This is a genomic window from Mesorhizobium sp. B264B1B, from assembly GCF_020165765.1.
Lineage (GTDB): Bacteria > Pseudomonadota > Alphaproteobacteria > Rhizobiales > Rhizobiaceae > Mesorhizobium.
Genome location: NZ_JAIUIS010000036.1, coordinates 1 through 2498, shown reverse-complemented (window position 1 = coordinate 2498; position 2498 = coordinate 1). Strand labels below are relative to the sequence as shown.

Annotated in this window: 1 protein-coding gene; it reads left to right on the top strand. The window is 67.6% G+C overall.

Features of this window, described 5'->3' with window-relative positions; all coding sequences use genetic code 11:
* Window positions 1-2498: DUF5801 repeats-in-toxin domain-containing protein (locus LB547_RS32205; RefSeq protein WP_224656017.1), on the top strand; the 2498-nt coding region annotated here is incomplete at both ends.

Genomic DNA, 2498 nt, shown 5'->3' with positions numbered 1-2498 from the left:
ATCGCGCTCGGCGCCGGCTCGGTCTCGGTCACCGTCACGGCGACCGATGGCGACGGCGACCACGTCACACAAAGCGCTGACATCTCCCAGACCATCGTTTTCGAGGATGACGGGCCGAAGGTCCTGAGCGGCCATGCCGCGCCGGTGACGATCGACGAGGACGACATTGCCAGCCTGCTGTCGCAGGGAACCTCGCCCTATGACGGGTCCGGCGACGGTTCGGGCACGGAGTTCCCGCTGGGTGCGGCGATCGCATCCGGCTCGCTGAACGGGCTTGTCGACTTCGGCGCCGACGGCCCGGCCGCCGGCGGCGGTTTCGGCTTCACCGGCACGGCGGCCGCAGACCTGACGGCCATCGGATTGTCGTCGAAGGGCGTCGAGCTGAGCTGGGCGGTCCAGGGCAACACGCTGGTCGGCTTTGTCGACAGCAACCACAACGGCGCTTACAACGGGCTTAGCGACCGCACCGTGATGACGGTGACGCTGAATGCCTCGAGCGGCGCCTTCGTGGTGCGCCAGTTCGACCAGCTCGACCATGTCGCGCCGCCGGCCGGAACATCGGACCAGAACACCGCGCTGCAGACGCATCTGGGCGGCGGCAGCGTGGCCGGCATCGACCTCGGCTCGGTGTTCCAGGCCAAGGACGGCGACGGCGATACGGTGACGCTGACCGGCAAGGCGACGGTCACCGTGGTCGACGACGTGCCGCAGGTGTTCATCACCGCGACCGGCGTGTCGGTCGTGCATGACGAGACGGCGGGCAACCAGAACGACGACACCAGCAGCGCCTCGGTCGCGCACCAGTTCGATTCGCTTGGACTGGGCACGGCAAGCCTGGGCTATGCGCATGGCAACCTGCCGGTGGTGCTGTTCGGCTCGCTGCCCGGCACGGACGAGCCGCGCGCGGCCGTGCTCAGCCTTGCGGTTGCAGAGCCAGGCACCGATTCGGGCCTGAAGACGACCGACGGGCACGAGATCTCGCTGTTCAAGGAAGGCAATCTGATCGTCGGCCGCGTCGACAACGCGAACGGTACGGCCAATCCCGACGGCGCCATTGCCTTCGCGGTCTCGGTCGACCAGACCGGCCATATCTCGACGGCACAATATCTGTCGCTGCAGCATCCGCTGGCCGGCAACGGTTCGGGCGGCTCCTATGACGAGCCGGTCAACCTGTCGGGCAAGATCAATGCGGTGGTCACCGTCACCGACTTCGACGGCGACACAGTCAGCCAGTCGCTCGCCATCGGCGCCAAGATCGTCTTCGACGATGACGGGCCGAAGGTCCTGAGCGGCCATGCCGCGCCGGTGACGATCGACGAGGACGACATTGCCAGCCTGCTGTCGCAGGGAACCTCGCCCTATGACGGGTCCGGCGACGGTTCGGGCACGGAGTTCCCGCTGGGTGCGGCGATCGCATCCGGCTCGCTGAACGGGCTTGTCGACTTCGGCGCCGACGGCCCGGCCGCCGGCGGCGGTTTCGGCTTCACCGGCACGGCGGCCGCAGACCTGACGGCCATCGGATTGTCGTCGAAGGGCGTCGAGCTGAGCTGGGCGGTCCAGGGCAACACGCTGGTCGGCTTTGTCGACAGCAACCACAACGGCGCTTACAACGGGCTTAGCGACCGCACCGTGATGACGGTGACGCTGAATGCCTCGAGCGGCGCCTTCGTGGTGCGCCAGTTCGACCAGCTCGACCATGTCGCGCCGCCGGCCGGAACATCGGACCAGAACACCGCGCTGCAGACGCATCTGGGCGGCGGCAGCGTGGCCGGCATCGACCTCGGCTCGGTGTTCCAGGCCAAGGACGGCGACGGCGATACGGTGACGCTGACCGGCAAGGCGACGGTCACCGTGGTCGACGACGTGCCGCAGGTGTTCATCACCGCGACCGGCGTGTCGGTCGTGCATGACGAGACGGCGGGCAACCAGAACGACGACACCAGCAGCGCCTCGGTCGCGCACCAGTTCGATTCGCTTGGACTGGGCACGGCAAGCCTGGGCTATGCGCATGGCAACCTGCCGGTGGTGCTGTTCGGCTCGCTGCCCGGCACGGACGAGCCGCGCGCGGCCGTGCTCAGCCTTGCGGTTGCAGAGCCAGGCACCGATTCGGGCCTGAAGACGACCGACGGGCACGAGATCTCGCTGTTCAAGGAAGGCAATCTGATCGTCGGCCGCGTCGACAACGCGAACGGTACGGCCAATCCCGACGGCGCCATTGCCTTCGCGGTCTCGGTCGACCAGACCGGCCATATCTCGACGGCACAATATCTGTCGCTGCAGCATCCGCTGGCCGGCAACGGTTCGGGCGGCTCCTATGACGAGCCGGTCAACCTGTCGGGCAAGATCAATGCGGTGGTCACCGTCACCGACTTCGACGGCGACACAGTCAGCCAGTCGCTCGCCATCGGCGCCAAGATCGTCTTCGACGATGACGGGCCGAAGGTGACGGCTGTCGCCGCCACCGGCGTTACGGTAGCGCTTGACGAGACGGCGACCAC